Annotated in this window: 17 protein-coding genes; 9 read left to right on the top strand and 8 right to left on the bottom strand. The window is 72.6% G+C overall.

The features are described 5' to 3' along the window. Positions 1 to 113 precede the first annotated feature (113 nt). The 3 genes from IEZ11_RS10925 to IEZ11_RS10915 form a co-directional block, all read right to left on the bottom strand. Positions 114 to 362, bottom strand: coding sequence for a hypothetical protein (locus IEZ11_RS10925; RefSeq protein ID WP_229712944.1), 249 nt, complete (start codon positions 360 to 362; stop codon positions 114 to 116). Between the two features lie 84 nt (positions 363 to 446). Beyond that, positions 447 to 1,337, bottom strand: coding sequence for a CgnE/CgnB domain-containing protein (locus IEZ11_RS10920; RefSeq protein WP_229712943.1), 891 nt, complete (start codon positions 1,335 to 1,337; stop codon positions 447 to 449). A 301-nt stretch (positions 1,338 to 1,638) separates the two neighbouring features. Beyond that, positions 1,639 to 1,800 carry a hypothetical protein gene (locus IEZ11_RS10915; protein ID WP_189262466.1) on the bottom strand — a complete coding sequence of 54 codons (162 nt, stop codon included), beginning with the start codon at positions 1,798 to 1,800 and terminating at the stop codon, positions 1,639 to 1,641. Positions 1,801 to 2,064: 264 nt separating this feature from the next. On the opposite strand from IEZ11_RS10915, the gene IEZ11_RS10910 reads away from it, so the two are divergent. Then, on the top strand, positions 2,065 to 3,594 hold the full coding sequence (locus IEZ11_RS10910; protein WP_189262465.1) for a helix-turn-helix domain-containing protein: 1,530 nt from the start codon (positions 2,065 to 2,067) through the stop codon (positions 3,592 to 3,594). Positions 3,595 to 4,138: 544 nt separating this feature from the next. Here the strand turns inward: IEZ11_RS10910 and IEZ11_RS10905 are convergent. The 3 genes from IEZ11_RS10905 to IEZ11_RS10895 form a co-directional block, all read right to left on the bottom strand. Next, positions 4,139 to 5,050, bottom strand: a complete 912-nt coding sequence (locus tag IEZ11_RS10905) for an alpha/beta fold hydrolase (RefSeq protein ID WP_189262464.1) — start codon at positions 5,048 to 5,050, stop codon at positions 4,139 to 4,141. A gap of 124 nt (positions 5,051 to 5,174) precedes the next feature. Then, positions 5,175 to 5,396 (bottom strand): MmyB family transcriptional regulator, encoded by a 222-nt coding sequence (locus tag IEZ11_RS10900; RefSeq protein WP_229712942.1) that lies wholly within the window; start codon positions 5,394 to 5,396, stop codon positions 5,175 to 5,177. Positions 5,397 to 5,745: 349 nt separating this feature from the next. After that, a complete protein-coding gene (locus IEZ11_RS10895) occupies positions 5,746 to 6,798 on the bottom strand; it encodes a helix-turn-helix transcriptional regulator (RefSeq protein WP_189262463.1) in 1,053 nt (350 codons plus the stop codon). Positions 6,799 to 6,903: 105 nt separating this feature from the next. Between IEZ11_RS10895 and IEZ11_RS10890 the strand changes: the two genes are divergently transcribed. Next, positions 6,904 to 7,416 (top strand): cupin domain-containing protein, encoded by a 513-nt coding sequence (locus tag IEZ11_RS10890; RefSeq protein WP_189262462.1) that lies wholly within the window; start codon positions 6,904 to 6,906, stop codon positions 7,414 to 7,416. A gap of 137 nt (positions 7,417 to 7,553) precedes the next feature. On the opposite strand, the gene IEZ11_RS10885 is transcribed toward IEZ11_RS10890, so the two are convergent. Together IEZ11_RS10885 and IEZ11_RS51895 are read right to left on the bottom strand one after the other, a co-directional pair. After that, positions 7,554 to 8,462: a helix-turn-helix domain-containing protein gene (locus tag IEZ11_RS10885; RefSeq protein ID WP_189262461.1), complete on the bottom strand. Its 909-nt coding sequence runs from the start codon at positions 8,460 to 8,462 to the stop codon at positions 7,554 to 7,556. Further along, positions 8,455 to 9,369: a helix-turn-helix domain-containing protein gene (locus IEZ11_RS51895; RefSeq protein WP_189262460.1), complete on the bottom strand. Its 915-nt coding sequence runs from the start codon at positions 9,367 to 9,369 to the stop codon at positions 8,455 to 8,457. The genes IEZ11_RS10885 and IEZ11_RS51895 overlap by 8 nt, the downstream gene beginning before the upstream one ends. A gap of 259 nt (positions 9,370 to 9,628) precedes the next feature. Between IEZ11_RS51895 and IEZ11_RS10875 the strand changes: the two genes are divergently transcribed. From IEZ11_RS10875 to IEZ11_RS10845, 7 genes are all read left to right on the top strand, one after another. Next, positions 9,629 to 9,997 (top strand): SH3 domain-containing protein, encoded by a 369-nt coding sequence (locus IEZ11_RS10875; protein ID WP_189262459.1) that lies wholly within the window; start codon positions 9,629 to 9,631, stop codon positions 9,995 to 9,997. 214 nt (positions 9,998 to 10,211) lie between these two features. Beyond that, positions 10,212 to 11,615 (top strand): S1 family peptidase, encoded by a 1,404-nt coding sequence (locus IEZ11_RS10870; RefSeq protein ID WP_189262458.1) that lies wholly within the window; start codon positions 10,212 to 10,214, stop codon positions 11,613 to 11,615. A gap of 46 nt (positions 11,616 to 11,661) precedes the next feature. Then, positions 11,662 to 13,998 carry a tetratricopeptide repeat protein gene (locus tag IEZ11_RS10865; RefSeq protein WP_189262457.1) on the top strand — a complete coding sequence of 779 codons (2,337 nt, stop codon included), beginning with the start codon at positions 11,662 to 11,664 and terminating at the stop codon, positions 13,996 to 13,998. A gap of 111 nt (positions 13,999 to 14,109) precedes the next feature. Then, positions 14,110 to 15,507 (top strand): vWA domain-containing protein, encoded by a 1,398-nt coding sequence (locus IEZ11_RS10860; RefSeq protein WP_189262456.1) that lies wholly within the window; start codon positions 14,110 to 14,112, stop codon positions 15,505 to 15,507. After that, on the top strand, positions 15,504 to 16,529 hold the full coding sequence (locus tag IEZ11_RS10855; RefSeq protein WP_189262455.1) for a hypothetical protein: 1,026 nt from the start codon (positions 15,504 to 15,506) through the stop codon (positions 16,527 to 16,529). The genes IEZ11_RS10860 and IEZ11_RS10855 overlap by 4 nt, the downstream gene beginning before the upstream one ends. After that, positions 16,526 to 17,797, top strand: a complete 1,272-nt coding sequence (locus tag IEZ11_RS10850; RefSeq protein WP_189262454.1) for an extracellular solute-binding protein — start codon at positions 16,526 to 16,528, stop codon at positions 17,795 to 17,797. The genes IEZ11_RS10855 and IEZ11_RS10850 overlap by 4 nt, the downstream gene beginning before the upstream one ends. A gap of 285 nt (positions 17,798 to 18,082) precedes the next feature. After that, entirely contained in the window at positions 18,083 to 19,087 is a 1,005-nt protein-coding gene (locus IEZ11_RS10845) for a substrate-binding domain-containing protein (RefSeq protein WP_189262453.1), read from the top strand. The last annotated feature ends 6 nt before the right edge of the window (positions 19,088 to 19,093 follow it).

Below are 19,093 nucleotides of genomic sequence, written 5' to 3'. Positions count from 1 at the left end.
CTCGATGTCGAGATAACTCTAGTACACGGCCGCGGGTTGGTCATGCCCGGACCCGCTGTTTGTGCGCACCGGACGCCGCACGACGATGGCGGCGTCGCCCGCGGGGCGGGGATTCAGGAGCTCTCGACCCAGCCGTGGGCGGCGAGGTCGGCCAGGAGGCGGGCCACCGGGGCGGCGGCCTCCGCCGGGGAGCAGCCGGCGGCGGAGGCGAGGGGGGTCACCAGGTCCCGTTCGGCGCACGGTTCGCGCGGCGCCTCCAGGAGGATGCGGGCGGCCTGGTTCACCTGGGCGGCGGCGAAGGTGCTGTCATCGACCACCCGGGCGCCGCCGTCCGGCTCCGGACGGAGGCGCAGTGAACCCACACGGCGGATCGTCGGCGTGTCGGAAAACATGTCAGTTCGGGTCAAGCCGGGCCTCCCGCGAGACGAAGTCGAAGCGCATACCGGTCAGACCGTTGCCCACCCCAGACGGACGCCCGCGGCACCCTCGTTGAGCAGGCAGTTCAGGCTCCAGTCCACCCGGTCGGCGGACAGGACGCCGGTGCCGACGGCGACCTCGGTGACCGCGCCCCGGTACTCGGGGCCGCTCGCCGCGTGGATGCCGGCGGTGAAGGGCCCGAAACCGTCCACGAACCGGTTGCCCCGGATCCACGCATACAGCGGACAGCATTTCCGCATCTTCTCGGCCAATTCCGCGGCGGCCCCGAACCTACCGGCACGGGCACCTGTCAATTCACGGTGTCTGGCGACGAGTACGGAATCTGTCCGCAGCTTTCCGGAAACCGTGAGATCGGTGTCGACACGGCCGGCCGGATCGGTCGGCGACATGGCCACCTCGAAGTAGTTCCCGATGGTGGAGTGCTCGTCCGGGAGAAGTTCCGGACGGGTTCGGCTGGAGAGCCGGAGTTGTTCCGGGAGGCGGATGGTGAGATCCGTTCCGGGGCCGGTCATGTGCACTTCTGCGCGGGCCAGGCGAAGTTGGGAGATGATCCGGCGGTTCGCCGCCACACACCCCCGGATGTCGATCTCCGAGAACTTTTCCAGACCGTATCTGGAGACCTGTGGATCGGTGGATAAGGAGGCCAGTGGAATCCACAGCACACTGGACCTGGAAAAGATGTCGCGCAGCACCCGCCGGGACGGCAGCCGGCCATGGTCGAGCGGTACCGCGACCGCTCGCGACGGCGCGGGCTCCCGGCCGCTCAGCACGCCCTCGAACATCGACGCCGGCACCCCCTGCACCGTCAGCCAGTTCGCGAGCCCCGGCTCGTCGGTCCGGACAGTGGCCTCCTGGCCTGTGAAGACCACGCCCAGGCCGGCCAGCATCCCGTCACGCATCGGGCACCAGCGCGGCCAGGCAGGGGCAGGTCGGAATGTCGCCCGGACGGCTCTTGAGAACCGAGGGCGGCTGCCGCCGCACGCCCCCGCCGGCATCCGCACCGGGCTCCGGTCCCCCGTCCGGAATCCTCAGGGAGCGGCCGTACACGCCACCGTCGCTCGCCACGCCTTCCGCCACCCGAATCATTCGAGACATATGCGGTCCCCACTGTGTGCGGTGAGAGTGCGGGAATTCCCGGCGGCCGCCGTCGGCGCCCTTCGAACGGGCACCGGCGACAGCTCGGCCACAACGGTCCGTGAATCAGATTCCGTTGTAGATGATCGCGAGGAACGGCTTGGGGTTCCCGCCTTCCGGCATCATCTCGGGCGTTCCCTGATCGGCGTCGATGGATCCGAGCAGGGTGATCTTCGGGGCTTCCGGAGTTCCGGCGGAAGGAGTCGTCCCCATGGCCGTCCGGGGCATTTCAGGTACCTCCGACTTGAGCCTGATGACATGTGCCGAAGGAGGGCGCCGGGCACCACTCCAGCGCACGGAGGAAAGGTCTCCGGACAACGGCCGACGGAATTCCTGACCAAACGTTGGAAGCCGTTTTGACCTGCTCTCACCCCGCCCTTGCGCGAATCGGAACGGCGGTCGACGGGCCGAACGGTCAGGCCCCTTGACAGGGCATCACCCGAACGGACCCCTCACCGGGCGCCATCTCATATCTGAGATAACCTCGGCCTCATGGCAGACGACTACCTCGTACGCATCGGCAAGCTCATCCGTGATGCCCGGCAACACCGTGGCTGGACACAGACCCAGCTCGCGGAGGCGCTCGGCACCAGTCAGAGCGCTGTCAACCGCATCGAGCGCGGCAACCAAAACATCAGTCTTGAGATGATCGCTCGAATCGGTGAAGCCCTGGACAGCGAGATCGTCTCACTGGGCTACGCGGGCCCGATGCATCTGCGGGTGGTGGGCGGCCGCCGGCTGTCCGGCGCGATCGACGTGAAGACCAGCAAGAACGCGTGCGTGGCCCTGCTGTGCGCCTCGCTGCTCAACAAGGGGCGCACGGTGCTGCGCCGGGTGGCCCGGATCGAGGAGGTGTACCGCCTGCTGGAGGTGCTCAACTCCATCGGCGTGCGCACCCGCTGGATCAACGACGGGGTCGACCTGGAGCTGGTGCCGCCCGCCGACCTCGACATGGCGTCGATCGACGCCGAGGCCGCCGTACGCACCCGCTCGATCATCATGTTCTTCGGTCCGCTGCTGCACCGCATGGACCACTTCAAGCTGCCGTACGCCGGCGGCTGCGACCTGGGCACGCGGACCATCGAGCCGCACATGATCGCGCTGCGCCGGTTCGGCCTGGACATCGCGGCGACCGAGGGGCAGTACCACGCGCAGGTCGACCGCGCGATCCGCCCCGACCGCCCGATCGTGCTGACCGAGCGCGGCGACACGGTGACCGAGAACGCGCTGCTGGCCGCGGCCCGCCACGACGGCGTCACCGTCATCCGCAACGCCTCCTCCAACTACATGGTCCAGGACCTCTGCTTCTTCCTGGAGGCGCTCGGCGTCAGGGTGGAGGGCATCGGCACCACGACCCTGACCGTGCACGGCGTCCCGACCATCGACGTGGACGTGGACTACTCGCCTTCCGAGGACCCGGTGGAGGCGATGAGCCTGCTGGCCGCGGCCGTCGTCACCGAGTCGGAGCTGACGGTCCGTCGCGTCCCCATCGAGTTCCTGGAGATCGAGCTCGCGGTCCTGGAGGAGATGGGCCTCGACCACGACCGCAGCCCGGAGTACTCCGCGGACAACGGCCGTACCCGCCTGATCGACCTCACGGTCCGCCCCTCCAAACTGGAGGCGCCGATCGACAAGATCCACCCCATGCCCTTCCCCGGCCTGAACATCGACAACGTCCCCTTCTTCGCCGCGATCGCGGCCGTCGCGCAGGGCAAGACCCTGATCCACGACTGGGTCTACGACAACCGCGCGATCTACCTCACCGACCTGAACCGCCTCGGCGGCCGCCTCCAGCTCCTCGACCCGCACCGGGTCCTGGTGGAGGGCCCGACCCGCTGGCGCGCCGCCGAGATGATGTGCCCGCCGGCCCTGCGCCCCGCGGTCGTCGTCCTGCTGGCGATGATGGCGGCCGAGGGCACGTCGGTCCTGCGCAACGTGTACGTCATCAACCGCGGCTACGAGGACCTCGCCGAACGCCTCAACACGATCGGGGCGCAGATCGAGATCTTCCGCGACATCTGATGCGCGAATGCCGCCGCACCCTGTCTGACCTGCTGCGGTGAATCGGGGCGGAGAGGAGTGCGGCGGCGTCTCTGGGACTCCTCGGGGGCTACGGGCCCGCGGGCGGGGCCGCGGAGCAGGCTCCACAGGCTCTGCCCACGGGTGCGGATGCGCGTCGACGGCGGAGGGCGACCGCCACCCCGGCCGGCGTGTACGGCCGCGCTCGACCCGGCGGAGGACCGCCTCATCGCCGGGTTCCACCGAGCCGAGCTGGACACCCAGATGCCGGAGGCGCCCAGGGCGATGCCGGTCGCACCGAGGACCAGGTTGCCGGAGCACGGCGGTGCGGCGGTCCGCGAGGTCCGCAACGGGGGCGTCGTCCGCCGTTGCGGGGGCCCGCCTCGGCGGAATGAAGCCGAGCATCAGGACGTTGTCGTCGCGTTGACGTCGTCGCACAGGATTCCCGCCCGCTGGGCGCCGGCCACCAGGTCACCCAGCCCGGCGAGGAACGCGGTGCGCACGGCGGCGAGTTCGACCGGCTGCCCGGAAGATCGCGTCCTGGGGGTCAGTGCTGGGCGGCGAACATGTCTTCGATCGCCTTGAGCACGAGGTCGGGACGTTCCGTCGGCACCTCGTGGGAGGTGCCCTTGGCGATGACGAGCGTTCGGTTGGGCGCCCCCCTGACGAACGAAGCGGCGGCGTCACGCCAGCGCCGGGCGTCCTCGGGAGACCCGCCGAACGGGGTCTTCTCCGAAACCATGACCGTTGCCGGGACCGAGTCCGGCCATGCCACCTTGTGGAATGCCCGGTGCGCCGCGACGAAGCCCTCCGCAGTGGAGATGAGCTGGCGGTTCGCCGGCTTCTCGGGATCCTTCCTCGCCGCGTCGACCTCCGGCCGGGACGCGGCTACGAGACGGGGAATCTCCTCGTCCGTGAAGAACTGGGGGAGGTTGGCGTCGACCAGGACCGCACCGCGGAGCATCCTCGGATTGTCCTTGGCGAGGTAGTTCGCGATCTCGCCGGCCTGGGAGTGGGCCACCAACGTCACGTCATCGGTGACGCCCAGCTGCTTGAGCCCCGCCTTGAGGTCACTGACGGCGCTCTCGACCTTCCACGGGCCGGGCACCACGTCGCTCTTGCCGAGGCCGGCCCGGTCGTAGGTGATCACGGTGGCGCCGGTGGCCGCGTGCAGCTCGGGGACGATGTCCTTCCATTGCGAGGAGTCCTCGCCGCCGCCTGAGTCCAGGACGATGGTGGAACCGTTGCCCCGCGTGACGTAGAAGGCCAGGCGGTGACCGCCGTTGTCGACCATGTGCAGCTTCGCTTCGGCCGCCTGGCCGGCCCCCGCGGAGGCGGACGAGGCGGCGGAGGAATCGTTGTCGCCGCACGCCGTGCCGGCGCCGACGGCCAGGGTCAGCAGGGCGAGAGACGACAGAACGCGATACGCGGACCAACGCGTGCGGGGAGTACGGGACATGAGTGATCCTCCGGCGGCTGAGGGTGCTGCTCTGCCTGTCCGATCATTCGGAGTCCTGGTCGCTCACACGATCCGGCTGGCATGTCTGTTGGCTGGGATGCTGAGGCCCGTGTGTGCGGTGGGGTCAACCCCCGCAAGCGACCGCTGGGGCCGCCGGACGGAACCTGGCTTTGTCCTGGTGCGCGCCGACCAGGCCGGAGGCCCACAGCTCGGCGAAGCGCGGGCTGCACTTCGTGAGGTCCCGGATCAGGCCGGCCGGGCGTTCGCTGTTCTGGAACCGTCCCGAGGCGCGGCGCAGGTCGGACACGACGGAGACCTCGGCCTCCGGCTGGCCGAGTGATGTCACCGGCCACTGCGACAGTCAGGCGGTGGCCCCTTCGGCCGGGAAGGTGTCGCGAGCGAAGTTGCGTCACGGCGGCCGCGGAGTCGCCCAGCCGGTTCAGCAGGCGGCGCAGGCCTCAACGGCCGGTACGACCTGCCCTCGCCCGCGACGTCCGACGGGCCGGGCCCCTCCCCCGCCCGCCTCCGCAACGACCACGAGAAGTTCCTGTCCAGCGCGTTCGGGACGGACGAGGACACCTGGCCGGACGCGAGCCCGGCCCACTTCGATCCGACGTCCATCGCCGCGCGTGTCCGCGAAGGCGACGCACCCCGGCCACGGAGAGCAGGCGCTAGCCACCGCGGTCGGACCTGCGTCAAGACTCCGTGGGCGAGACATCCACAGGTGCGATGTCCAGGGCACGCGCCACCAACTGACCACGGCTGCGGACTCCGAACTTGCCGAAGACGGACTTCAGATGGTCCTGCACGGTGTAGGGGGACATGGTCAGTTCGGAGGCGATCCCGGTCGACGACCGGCCGGAGATCACGTGCTGCAGGATCTCCCGCTCCCGTGCCGTCAGCCCGTACCCGAGGGCCAGCATCTCGGTGATGCCGGAGGTCGGCGTCGGCTGGATGACGACCGAGGTCCCACCGGCCGGGGCGCCGTCGCGCGGATCGCCGTCCAGCGGCGAGCCCCACAGCGAGAGCCACCGCCCGGTACGGGACCGGACCCGCAGATACGCCTCCTCACCCCGTCCGGCCCGAGCCGCCGCCGACACCTCGTGCAGGGCCTGGGCACCGAGCTCGTCCAGCCAGTACCGGGCCGTCTCGTTGGCGATCAGCGTGCGGCCCTCGCCGTCGAGCACCAGGATGCCGGGCCCGGCCGGGCCGGCCGGCCCGGGAGGTACGGCCTGTGCGGCGTCGACGCAGGCCCGGCGCAGGGCTGCCGCGACCGGCTGGGACAGCGCGCGCACCAGGGCCGCCTCGCGCGGCGTGAAGTCCCCCCGGCCGGCCTGACGGAACATGGTCAGTGCCCCCCAGCACTCCCCGTCCGTCGTGAACACGGCACGCAACTCGTGCCGGGCACCGATGACCGGCAGAACCGTACGGAAGCGGGCACTTCGGCTCGGGTCGCCACCGGCGCTGCGGCTGAGGATCCCGACGGTACGGCCGGTGCGGGCCAGGTCCGCGAACTTGTCCACGTCCGGCACGAGGTACTCGTTGTGCGCGGCGAGTCCGCCGTTGCCGGGCGGTATGCCCTCGGAGACGTCGTCGGTGATCAGCAGGGTCCACGGATCGATGGTGCCGAAGCAGTAGGCGTCGTGGGCGACGTCCTGCCCCAGCCGGGCCATCACCCGTAACCGCAGCGTCCGCGCGTCCAGGCCGTGCCCGCATATCCGCTCGATGTCGTCCCGCAGCCGCCCCACACGGTGGAGCGTATCCGGTGGACCCCAGAATTCTGGGATACCGCGGCCAGGGGTGCTGCCCGTAGCGTTCCAGGTGACCAGCAGTCAGATCATGGAAGGAACGCGGTGAGTTCTCCGTATGTGGCCCGGGCCGGCGAACACGAGCAGCTGGAGTGGATCGGGGGCGGGATCATGGAAGTACTGCTGGACGCGCAGCGTACCGGCGGCGCCCTGAGCGTGTTCCGGTCGACCGTGCCGACTCCCACCGCGTCCCCCGTGCATGTGCACCCCGCCGAGGACGAGATCTTCGTCATGCTGAGCGGCAGCGGACTGGTCTGGATCGGGGACCGCCGGTTCGAACTCGCCCCCGGAGGCGTCGCGTTCCTGCCGCGCGGCGTCCCGCACGCGTACCGCTTCACCTCCGACGACGTGGACATGCTCGCCATCGCCACCCCCTCGGGCATGGAGGGCTTCTTCCGCGACGCCGGCTGGAACCGGTCCCGTCCGAAGCCGGCCGGCTGGGCCGTCACCCCCGAGGCGCTGGGCAGGGCCGGTGCCGCGAACGGACAGATCGTGCTCGGTCCTCCGCTCGCCCCCGACGCGATGATTCCGGCGGCCCTCCTCGACGGACATCCGTGACCACCGCCCCTGAGCCCTGAACACACCCGCACCCCACGCGCAGGGCCGTCAGGGGTCCACATCCGGTCCAGGACCGGAGCCGGTGCGGGCGGAACTCACCGCGCAGGGGCCAGGCTTCGTCGGCCGGTGCGCAGCCGTCAGTGTCCCCATCCGGTGCAGGCGGACGAGCCGTCCGGGAGTTCGACGCAGGCGCGGGCCTCCGACGGGCGGCCGATGCCGATCATCAGTGTGTAGAGGTACCGGTCGGGCACGAGCACCAGCCGCGACTGCTGCCGCCCGTCGGTGGTGTCGACCCGCAACCGGTCCCCGTCGTGCGGGTCCGTGACCCGGCCCCAGGCCGCCCGGCACGTCGGACTGAAGCGCAGTTCCACGATCCGCCCGGAGATCTCCCGTCGCGCCCGGGTGCCCGCGTCCGTCCAGCAGTCCGTGTCGTGCTGTTCGGCATCGCGGTCCGTGCAGTTCGCCCCCCGGCAGGTACCGCTGGTGGGTCCCGGCGTGGGTGCGCCGTGCCCGCCGCCGTACGTCCATGCGGCGGCGCCCACGGCGAGCGCGGTGACCAGCACGGTCCCCGCCGCCACGAGGAGCACGATGCCTCGGCGCGGTCTCCGGACCCGGGGCGCCGGCCCGTCGTGGTCTTCCCGGGTTCGCTCTACGGGGGCACCAGAAGCGGGGGCGGACTCGGCGGACCGCTCGGGGGGCATGTCCACGACCGGCGCCTCCGCCCGGCCGGCGGCCTGCGGTTCGGCGGCACGGGCGTCGCGTCCGCTCCAGGCGCGGTCGGCGAGCTGCCACAGCGCCAGCAGCCGTACGGGATCCGCGCCGCTCAGCTTCGCCAGCGTCTCCACCGCGTCCCGGGGCGGGAGCGTCTTGCCGTTGAGATAACGCTCCCAGGACGACTTGCTGTAGGCGGTCCTGGCCGCGAGCGCGGCGAAGCTCAGCCCGGTTTCCTCCCGGGCCTCCCGCAGTCGTTCCACCAGGTGGCGGACCTCGGGTGTGGTGGTCGGCCGCGCGGTACGGCCCGGGTCCGGCCGCGGGCCCTCAGTCACCCGGCTTCCTGAGCTCGCGCCAGGTCATGGGGCCCACGATGCCGTCGGCGGTGAGTCCGCGGGACCGCTGGAACCGCTCGACCGCGGCCCTGGTGTTGGGCCCGAACGAGCCGTCGATCCCCTTCGGGTCGAAGCCGTGCCGTCTGACCAGGCACTGCACCTCCGCCACCGACTCGACGGTGATGCCGACGTGGTAGGTGTCGGTGACGGTCGTGCTGTGCCCGGCGTACAACAGGCCGCGGCGCAGGGTGAAGTAGCACGGGAACGTCTGGGCGGAGTAGGTGGAGGTCGGCACCTTCGTCGTCGCGGCGGCCGAGGCCGACTCCGGTTCCGCCGACGGCGATCCGGGCCAGGTGATCGCCACTGCCACCGCCGCCAGTACGGCGAGGGCGGCCACCACCACGGCCACGCCGGCCACCGTCGCGACCGGCCGTGCCAGGCGCGGAGCACGGCCACCGTCCGGGCGGTCGGTGTCCGTGCGCTCGCCGTGCGCCGGTGGCTTCCGGGGCTCCTCCGCAGGCGGTGTCCGGAGGGGTTCCGGCCGTTCCGGCTGTCCCACTTGCTCCGCTTGCCCCACTTGCTCCGCTTGATCTGGTTGATCTGGTTGATCCGGCTCCGGTGGAGCGGGGGCCGCGGGGCTCGGCGTGGTGACGGAGGTGGCCACCTCCCACAGCACCGCCAGGCCGATGCGGTCGCCGCCGCACACGTCGGCCAAGGTCTCGACGGCGTTGCGGGGCGGCGTCACCCTGCCGTTGAGATAACGCTCCCAGGACGACTTGCTGAACCCCGTCCTGGACGCCAGCGCGGCCATGCTCAGCCCGCTGTGGTCCTTCAACCGGCGCAGTTCGACCACGAGTCGACGGATCCGGGGATCCATCGACTCGGGTAGCGCCTTCCATCGCGGCATGCCCCAACCCTTCGCGTACGCCGTCGCGTACCCGTCCAGCCCCCGTCCCGCTCACTTCCCGCCTTCACGATATCCGCACATCCCGCCACCCCTTCGTCCCGCACGACATCCCCGCAGGTCAGCACCTCGTTCATCCCCCGTTGTCCCAACTGGCTCCGGCCGATGGCCGGTTGGCCGACAGGCCGACCACGATGGGCCGCGCCCCGACCACCGCGGCGGCAGCGCCGCGTGCCACGGGCCGACAGGAGGGAACGAGAAAATGCGAGCATCATTGCGGACGAAGCTGGCGGCACTGACGATAGGGGTCCTGGCCGTCCCCGCGGCCCTGGTCGTCACCGCCGCGGGTCCGGCGGCGGCGAGCGCCGCCTGCGGCAAGTCCGGTCCGCTCAACGACGGCACCGAAGTCACGATGACCAAGGGCGTCTCCGCCAACATGCGCAGCGGCTCCAGCACCAGCTGCGGCGTCAAGGGCTGGGCCGACAACCAGGACACGCTCATGTACTACTGCTACACGTCCGGCTCCGGCGGCACCTGGACCTGGCTCTGGAACATCGACGACGGCACGGTCGGCTGGGTGAAGGACTCCCTGCTGCCCGGCAACGGCTCCGACTACTACTGCGGCTTCTGACCGCGGCATCCCCCGGACGGGCTCGCGCGGGGGCGACGGGGGTGTTCCCGCGCGAGCCTTCCCACCGGGACCCGCTCCGGCAGGCCGGGCAGGGCGATGGTCCAAGCCCTGGCCGACTCCGCGCGCACCGTGCCGCCGGCTTCCGCCGACTGACCGATCCAACCTGGTCACAAGTCTAGGGACGCACCATGCCGCGCGCGTAGTGTGAGACGGCATGGGGGAACTGCGTGCGGACTGGAGACTCCGGCTGCGACGCGGGGACGCGCACGGTCCCGTCTGCGGGGCCGGGGTTCTCGTCGACCAGCACACGGCACTGACCTGCGCACACGTGGTACGGCACCCGGACGCCGTGATGTGGGTGGAGTTCGCCGAGAACGGCGCGCTGGAGCCGGTGGCCGCGCGCGTCCCGCCGGGCGGCTGGCTGCCGGAGGGCGAACACGGCGAGGACGTCGCCGTGTTACGACTGGAGAGCCCGCGGCCCGGGGCCCGTCCCGCCCGGCTGGAACCCCGGCTCAGGGCCGGCACGGAGGTCTACGCGACCGGCTACGCGGAGGGCTTCGACGACGGCATGAGCCTGTGGGGCCGCATCGGCGGCGCCAGCGGCGAGTTGGTGCAGCTCGACGCCGTCACCAGGGCGGAGGTGGTGCGCGCCGGCTTCAGCGGGGCCGCCGTGTGCACCCGGCCGCAGGACGGCCGGCCCGCGCGGGTGGTCGGCCTCGTCGTCAGCTGGCGCGGTGACCTGGGCGAGCTGCTGCCCGAGGGCAACCGGCTCGCCTTCTCCTATCTGATCCCCGTCGACCGCATCGCGGAACTCTCGCCCCTGGTGGCCGAGTTGACCGGGCCGGATGCCTGGGACCACGACTTCGGGGAGCGCCTGGCACGGTGGTTCGGCGACCCGGACGAGGACCCGGTGAAGATCACCGTGGTGCGCCCGGACAGCGGCAGGGACCGCTCGCTGCGCCATGTGCTGCACCTCGCCGACATCGTCCACCGCGGCGGCGACAGCAGACCGCAGCTCGCCGACCACGCGCTGGGCCGGATCTCCTTCCCGGTCGGCGAATACCTGGCCCACTGGGACTGGTTGCTCGGCACCGCGCGCCGCCCCCGGGGCGCCCCCGACCCCGACCCCGTGCCCGGTCCCGGTCCCACCCTCGTTCCCGCCCCCGTTCCCGGCCCCGTTCCCGGCCTCGTTCCCGGCCCCGGACGGCCTGTTCGACCCGTCACGGTCGTCGTCGACGGGTTCGACGAGGAACCCCGGCCGGGCCCGCTTCTCGAACTCCTGGGCCGATTACGCGAGTTGGACTTCAGGCTGCTACTCGTCTTCCGGCACGAGGGCGGCCCCGGCTGGAGCGCGGCCCGCGACGACCTGCTGCGGCCCGCGCTGCTCCGCCAGGCGGACGTGCTCCTCGGCCGCCTGGAGTTCCTGGAGCTCGGCAACGCCGTCCGCCGCGACGTCGTGGGCAGCGCCTCCCTCGGCCCCGTCACCGAGACGGCCGACCTGCGCCGGGCCGAGCGCCGCCGGATCGGCGCTCTGCCGGACCCGCAGCGGCAACTCACCGGACTGCGCGCGCTGATCAGGTCCCTGCGCGCCGACCTGGACCGCCGGGGAGGCCGCTGATGCGGCGCGTCCGGACCGGTGGGCCGGGAAGGCGGGCGACGGAAGGATGACCGGCTGCCCGCACCGGAACTTCGACGGCTCCCCCTGCACCGGCACCGTCCTGCCCACCGGCTGGTGCGACCTGTGCGGCCGCGCCGAAGGACAGCCCGGTCTGCCCGCCCTGCCGGACGCCCCGCGGGACCTCGGCCCCCGCGACCTCCTCGCGCTCCCCGAGCACGCCACCCGCCCCGTCGGGGCCCGGCTGGTCCGTCCCGAGGCGCCGCTGCGGATCCGCATGGGCTGCTCGGCCGCCGACTGCGGCATCACCTTCGCCCCGCCGTACACCGAGGGCCCGGTGCCCATCAAGGGGTACTGCCCGGCCTGCGGCGCACGCTACTCGTACGAGCCGGAACTCACCGCGGGCGAGCTGCTGCGCGACCAGTACCGGATCATGGGCCCCATCGCCCACGGCGGCCAGGGCTGGGTGTACCTAGCCGAGGACACCCATCTCGGTGACGTCGTCGCGGTCAAGGGGCTGCTCAACCGGTACGAGCACGACGGTGCCCGACTGGCCGACCTCGAACGCCGCAACCTCGTCGCCATCCGGCACCCGCGCATCGTCCAGATCCGCGACTTCGTCGCCCGGCGCGACGACGCCGGCGCCACCACCGGCGGCCACATCGTCATGGACGACGTCGGCGACGGGACCCTCGCGAAGGTCGTCGAGGAGACCCGGCGGGGCGAGTCCGTCCTCGACATCGAGCACGTCGCGGCGTACGGCTGCCAGATCCTCGAAGCCCTCGCGCATCTGCACGCCGGCGGCGAACGGGTCTTCGTCTACGGGGACATGAAGCCCTCGAACGTCGTGCACCACGGGAACGGCGTCAAGGTCATCGACCTCGGCGGGATGCGCGAGGAGGGGCAGAGCCTGCCGCCCGCCCATGTCACCGCCGAGTACATGGCGCCCGAGACCGCGTTCTCGGGCCTGCCCACCGTCGCCCACGACCTGCACACCGTCGGCGTCACCCTGCGGGAACTCGCCGGCTGGGCCGTCGACCGGGTGCCCGGCCTCGGCACCGACTCCTTCCGCCGGGTCGTCGAGCGCGCCGTCCGCGACGACCCCGGGCGGCGCTTCACCGACGCCCGTGAGATGGCCGGCCAACTGCGCGGCGCGCTGCGGGAGATCCGTGCCCTGCGCGGCAAGAGCGACCCGCCCGAGCCCTCCGACTACTTCCGGCCGTCGACGCAACTGCTCGGCGCCCGGCTGGGCACGGTGCCGGCCATCGAGCACTGGCTGGCACGGCCCCGTCCCGACCGCTACCGGCCGCCCGTCGCCCCGGCCCTCGACCTCGGCGCCCCCACGCCCGCCGAGATCGCCGGGTGTCTGCCGGTGCCGAGGCGGTATCCGGGCGACCCGCAGACCGCGCGGTTCGAGGTGAGCAGCGGCTACGACCCCGGGCAGCTCCTCGACCAGGAGGACGAGATGCCGCGCTCGGTGGAGATCTGCCTGCACAACGTGCGGGTCCTCCTGGGCCGGAACACCGGGGAGGACCTGGAGCGGGCGCAGGCCGAACTGGACACCGCCGACTCCGTCCCGGGGCCGTCCGCCGTACGCCGGTGGCGGCTGGAGTGGCACCGCGCCCTGCTCGCGCTGCGCAGCGCCGGCCTCGACGACAACCCCCAGCAGATCGCCGAGGCCAGGACCCACTTCATGCGGGTCCACCTCGAACTGCCCGGCGAGTACGCCCCCAAGCTGGCCCTCGCGCACTGCGGGGAACAGCTCGGAGACGACGCGGCCGGGCCCTCCGCCCGGGAGCTGTACGAGGCGGTGTTCGCCCGCAACCCCGCGCACGGCGGCGCCGCCCTGGGCCTGGCCCGGCTCGCGCTGCGCGCGGGTGACCGCCGGGCCGCGCTCGACGTGCTGGGCCGGGTGGGGCCCGGCACCCTGGACCACACCGTCGCGCGGATCGCCGCCCTGCGCATCCGCGCGGCCCGGCTGCCCGGGGACGCCGATCCTCCCCCGGGCTTCGTCCGGGGGGACCCCCGTCTCGCTTCGCTCGCCGCGCCCGCCGAGGTCGACGCGGCGCTGGCCGAACTGCCCGGTCTGGTGGGCCGTCTGCCGGGCGCCGGCGAGCCGAGCCTGTCCGCGGACGAGGCGCTGCGGCTCCGTACCGAGCTGCACGAATGGAAACTGGACGCGCTGCACCGCCTCAACGACCGGCCCGGTCCGGCCGGCCGGCTGGACGCCCGTCGGCTGAGGCGCCTGACCGCGCCGGAGCGCGAGCTGCGCCGGCGGCTGGAGTCGCTGTACCGGCAGCTCGCGGCCCAGCACCGGGAGACGGCCGCCACCCACGAACACCTCGTGGACCTGGTGCACGCGGTACGCCCGCAGACCCTGTTCTGACCACACGGAAGGCCACACGGAAGGCCACACGGAAGGCCACACGGAAGTCCCTGTTCGGACGGCCGGAGGGAACACGGAGGAACACGGAGGGAAGGAGCGGTGAGGCAGGACATGAGCAGCCACACCCGGCCGCCGCAGCCGGGCATCCGGCTGCGGGTCGACCTCGACGGCGATCCGCGTCCGCATCACAGCGCGAAGATCGAGGCCCGCCTCCGGGTCGACGTGGCCGCCGACGGCGCCCCCACCGACCTGCCGGCGGTCGAACTCGCCGTGATCATCGCGGTGGACGTCGCCGAGCAGCACCGGGCGGCCGTCCGGCACGCGCTGCCCGCCGCGCTGCGCGCGCTGCCCGACCGGATCTCCTTCACGGTCCTCGGCGGCGGCCCCGAGCCGGTCCGGTGCTATCCCCGGGGCGACGACGAATGGGCCGTCGCCGATCAGTACCACCGGCGCCGGGCCGCCTTCGTCGCGGGCTCGCTGCCGCTGCACCGGGACGGCCCGCGTCCCGCCGGGTACGCGCGGTGGGCGGCCCGGGCCCGCGCCCTGCTGGCCGGCCGGCCGCTGTCCGTACAGCATCTGGTGCTGATCACCGACGGCAGCAGCGCGGCCGGGGAACACCGGCTGACGGAGGAACTGGAGCGCTGCGCCGGGCAGTTCACCTGCGATGTGTTCGCGATCGGCGCCGACTGGGCCCCCGACCCGCTGCTGGACCTCGCCGAACGGCTGCACGGCACCGCGCAGTTCGTGGACGACGGGCTCGGGCGGGCGATCACGGACGCCATCGCGCGGCTGCGCCGGGTGCACACGCCCCAGCTGCCGATCGAGGTGACGCTGCGGCCCTCCGTACGCCAGGTCTCGCTCAGCGAGAAGGCGCCCCGGCCGCACCGCCTCGGCGGGCTGCCCCGGCCCGGCCGGCCGCATCGCTGGAGTTTTCCGACGTACCAGTGGGAGCAGGGCAGCCGGGACTACCTGCTCACGCTGGTGGCGGACGCCGACGGCGACCCGCTGGAGACCGAGCTGCAGTTCGCCATGGTCTCCGTCGGGGACGTCCACGCGCCCGTCGTGGCCCGCTGGCACCTGCCCGACCAGTCCGCTCCGCCCGCCCCGGCCACCGGCACCGGCACCGGCAGCGTGCGCAGCCTCAATGCCACGGCCCGGATGCGCGGTGCCCTGCGGGCGGGGCTCGCCGCGCTGCGGGAGCACCGGCGGGACACGGCCGAGGAGTGTCTGGGACAGGCCGCCCGGCTGGCGACGGGGCTGGACATCGGCTGGGTGCTGGACGAGATCCGTACGGTCGCCGACGTCGAGGACGCGGCCGCGGGGCGGATCCGGCTGCGCGCCGTCGACGCCGGGGCGCTCGGCCCGATGATCCTGCGCGCCGGGTCCCGGCCCGGCGCGCCCCCGGCCGACACCGCCGGCCCCCGGCCCGGCCCGCGCTGCGGCGGCTGCGGCACTCCGGCCGGCGGCGAGGCCCGGTACTGCATCAGCTGCGGGAAGGAACTGCTGTGACGACGACCGTGCGCGCGGCCCGGCCGCGCCGGTACCGGTACTCCCCCGCGGTGTTCTGGCGCGGGCGGTTGAGGCCCTGGCGGACCCGCCGGCTGCTGGAGGCGCATCTGCTGGTGGCGTTCGTGTGCGCGGTCGTGGCGGCGACCTCGCTGTCCCTGTCCTGCCGGCAGACCCAGCGGGGCGCGGACGCGCTCGCGAGCCGGGAGGCGCCGGCCGTGCAGGGACTCGCCGCCTCGCGGCTCGCGGCGCTGCGCTCCTACCAGGAGGTCCAGTACCTGGTGGACCGGAGACTCCTGGACGTCGCGGGCTCGGGTGAGGCCTACCGGGCCCAGCTGTCCGCCGCCGACCAGGGCCTGTCCCGGATCGCCGACCGTACCGACCAGGACCTCGGCACGGTCGACGGCCTGCTCGCCACCTACGGCAACTCGCTCAGCCTGGGTACCTCCGTCTACCGCGACCAGCCCCTCATGCGGGAGCAGAAGCTCGACGAGGCGCACTCGCTGCTCACCCGGAGCACGGTCGGTCTCGTGCCCCGGCTGCACGCGCTGGAGACGGTCCAGCTGCGGCACGCCGAGGCCACGGCGGCCACGGGGCGTGGGCAGCGCGCCGGCTGGTGGCTCGGCGAACTCGCCCTGGCCGCACTGGCCCTGACCCTGTGCTCGGCGCTGTTCGTGCTGCGCGACCGCTGCGGCCGGGACTGGAATCCTTACCTGCTCGGGGCGTTGGTCCTCACCGCGCTGCTCGCGGTGGTCCCGCTGATGACGGCGTCCGCCACCGGGCACGGCGTCGACGCGGCACTCGTGGACCTGCGGTGGATCACGCGGGCGTCCGGGCGGGGCGGGCTGGCCGGTGCGCAGCAGGGCGTCACGGACACCTCGGAGCGGATCCGGCAGGAGCTGACGGACGGCACCTGGAGCGGCCGGGTGTACGAGGGCACGTTCGTCGGCGGCCTGCTGCTCGTCGTGCTGCCCGTGCTGGGGCTGGCGCTCCGGCTGGACGGCGACTACTGGAGGCGGCGGTGACCCGGCGGCTCCGCGTGCTCGTCCTCCTGGTGGTCATGGTGCTGATCGCGGCCGGAGGCCTGGTGGTGGCCTGGGCGCGGCACGACGACGAGGAGCCGGTGACCATCCTCGGCACCTGGACCGGACAGCAGGCGGAGCAGTTCGAGTCCCTGCTGCGCGGCTTCGGCATCCCCTTCCGCTACCAGGGCACCGCGGCCCAGCGTGAGGTGCTGCTCTCCAAGGTGCAGGCGGGCGAGCCCCCGGACGTCGTGATCATGCCGGGCATCGGTGAACTCGCCGAGTACGCCGGGCAGAACCGCCTCAAGCCGCTGAACGGTCTCTACGACCCGCAGGAGTACGGCGCCCCCTGGAAGCCGACGGGCACGTCGTCGGCGGACGTCTACTGGGTTCCGGTCAAGGCCGACCTGAAGAGCGTCGTCTGGTACCGCGAGGGCGAGAAGCCGGCGAACTCACCCGCTCCGATGCGGAGTTGGTGCATCGGGATGGGCGACGACGGAGCGTCCGGCTGGCCCGGCACCGACTGGATCGAGGATCTCGTGCTCCAGCGGTCGGGCCCGGACACCTACCAGGACTGGGTGCTGGGCGAGAACGGTGTGACCTGGGGCAGCGCCCCGGTGCGCACCGCCTGGGAGGCCTGGGCCGCGCTGCTGCGCCAGGACCGGGGTGCGGCCCGGCACGCCCTGCTCACCGACCACCGCGGTGTCAGCGACGGCCGGGGGCTGCTCTTCGCCCACTGGGGCGGGTGCGGTCTGGAGCACCAGGGGTCCTTCGCCCGCTCCTTCTACACCGCGGCCGACGCCCGGCGCGCCCGCCTGACGGACTCCGCGCCGCTGCTGCCCGGGGGCGGCTACCCGGTCCGGGGCCACGAGGTGAGCGGCGACTTCGCGGCCCTGTTCAGTGCCCGGCCCGAGGCGCGTGCCCTGGTCAGGCGACTGGCCTCGCGGGAGGGCCAGCAGCGGTGGGCCGAACTGGCGGACGTGTTCTCCGCGAACCGCCGGGTGGAGCCGCAGGGCGGCACGGTGGAGCGCGAGACGGCGGAGCGGCTCCGCACCGGCCCCCGCTGCCTGGACGCCTCGGACGTGATGGCGCCCGCCGTACGGGACGCCTTCTACGAGGCCGTCCTGCTGACCATCGCGCGGGTCGCCGCCGGCCAGGACCCGGGCATCCGCGGCCTTCTCCAGGACGTGCAGCGGGTGCAGGACGCCCAGTCCGCACCGGGCGGCGACGGCGGCGGAGCGGCCCTGAAGTCGGTGTGCAGCACGCGGTGAAGAGCCGCGGCCCCTTTGTTGGGACGTCATGACAAAGCGATTGACATCCCCTGGGGGCGCCCCCATAGTACGTGTCACTAGAGCGCGCTAATAAAGCGCTCTAGCACAGACCAGAAACGCCGACGGCCGTACCCCTGACCGTCGGCACGGAGCTCCGCCCCGCCCGTGCGCGGCAGCCGGTCGGCCACCGGTGCCGTAAGCCCCCGGCGCCATTCCTTCCGCGTCATTCACCGCTCGCTCCGCTCCGCAGAGCCGACCCGAACCGCACAGCGAGGTGCAAGGGACATGCACAGAAACCACCGAGCCGCCGCCATGGCCGCCACCGTTCTCGCGGCCGTCCTGCTCGCCGCAGGCTGCTCCAGCAGCTCCGGCGGCAGGAAGTCCGAGGACAGCGGCGGCGCCGCGGCCGCCGGCCAGGCGTCCACGCCCCGTATGACGGTGGCCGTGATCACCCACGCCGAGCCCGGCGACACCTTCTGGGACCTGATCCGCAAGGGCGCCGCCGCGGCCGCGGCGAAGGACGACATCAAGCTCGTCTACTCCAGCGACCCCAGCGCCCCCGGCCAGGCCAACCTGGTGCAGAACGCGATCGACCAGAAGGTCGACGGCATCGCCCTGACCGCCGCCACGCCCGACGCCCTGAAGTCCGTGGTGGCCAGGGCCAAGGCCGCGGACATCCCGGTCGTCGGCTTCAACTCCGGCGTGGACGCCTGGAAGAAGCTCGGCATGCTGGAGTACTTCGGCCAGGACGAGAACATCGCCGGCGAGGCCTTCGGCGAGCGCCTCAACCGGCTCGGCGCCAAGAAGGCCCTCTGCGTCGTGCAGTCCCAGGGCCAGGTCGCCCTCGAAGCCCGCTGCGCGGGTCTGGCCAAGGGCTTCAAGGGCAGGACGGAGAAGATCTACGTCAACGGCACCGACATGCCGTCCGTCAAGTCCACCATCACCGCCAAGCTCCAGCAGGACTCCTCGATCGACCAGGTCGTGACCCTCGGCGCCCCCTTCGCGCTGACCGCCGTCCAGTCCGTCAAGGACGCCGGCAGCAAGGCCGCGGTCGCCACCTTCGACCTCAACAAGGACCTGGTGTCCGCCGTCCAGAACGGCTCCGTCGAGTTCGCCGTCGACCAGCAGCCGTACCTCCAGGGCTACCTCGCCGTCGACGCGCTGTGGCTCTACAAGAACAACGGCAACTACAGCGGTGGCGGCGCCGAACCCGTCCTGACCGGGCCCGCGTTCGTCACCAAGGACAATGCCGGCTCGATCGCCGGGTTCGCCGCCAAGGGCACCCGCTGACGCTCA

Source organism: Streptomyces fuscichromogenes, from assembly GCF_014645815.1.
GTDB classification, from domain to species: domain Bacteria; phylum Actinomycetota; class Actinomycetes; order Streptomycetales; family Streptomycetaceae; genus Streptomyces; species Streptomyces fuscichromogenes.
The sequence above is the reverse complement of the archived record's forward strand: the minus strand, read 5'-3'. Positions and strand labels throughout refer to the sequence as shown.